Origin of the sequence: Shimia sediminis (assembly GCF_003990645.1) — a bacterium.
Classification (GTDB): domain Bacteria; phylum Pseudomonadota; class Alphaproteobacteria; order Rhodobacterales; family Rhodobacteraceae; genus Shimia; species Shimia sediminis.
Map to the genome: position 1 here is coordinate 1 of NZ_RYZK01000065.1, position 775 is coordinate 775.

Consider the following 775-nt stretch of genomic DNA (forward strand, 5'->3'; position numbering starts at 1 on the left):
ACCAAACCTATTACGCAACTAACAGAAATCAAACAAACAAACAAACAAAAAAGCTGCTAACTGTAGTGCCTACTTATAAAAAAAAAAAGGAAATAGAAAACAGGAGTTATTCAACCGGTAAATTCGAAAACGTATCCGCTCCCAAACGAATGCGGTTTGCCAGGTTCGTCCTGATAATCCAGGTCCCTTTGCTGTTCGAGTTCATTCGAAGGGGTGAAAGCGGGTCGTACTTGAGTGTAAGCCGCCCGCGGTTGTTGGGGGGCAAATTGAGCTTTGGGCTGAGCAGACACGTACTGTTGCACAGGAGCTGGTCTGTAATAACTGGGTTCTTGGGTTTGGGCTCTTCGCGACTGTTCGGCAATTAGGGCGTGAGGGGGTGCTTTTGGGATATGGTCGCCCTCCAAGATTTTAAAACCATCCCTTCCTGCTGTGTATTTTACGGATATTTTTTTACCATTGGGGTCCACGTAGGTATATCCACCTGTTCTGGTGCCATCGGGGGCTATGGATTCGCCCTGGGCAAGGCCATTTTCGGCGGCAAACGCGTACTTAAAGTTACCATCGTGGTTCAGTGCCTGTTTGTGAGATATTATTTGGGGCGAGGGTGTCCTAGGGGCGCTGTAAGCGAACTGAGAGTCTTCACGGTCAGGATCATTCTGCTGAAGTTGCTGTTGGTGTTGTTGTTGGTAGTATTGGGCCTTGCACACAACAAGGACTGACACCGCGATGATAAAGGACCCTAACAGAAAATTCATGGTTGTGTGTTGGTAGAACC

Annotated in this window: 1 protein-coding gene; it reads right to left on the reverse strand. The window is 47.7% G+C overall.

Annotated features, from left to right (window positions below):
* Positions 1–110: 110 nt before the first annotated feature.
* The coding region (locus EK369_RS22880) for a chitin-binding domain-containing protein (protein ID WP_206198155.1) at positions 111–775 on the reverse strand (665 nt) is incomplete at its 5' end.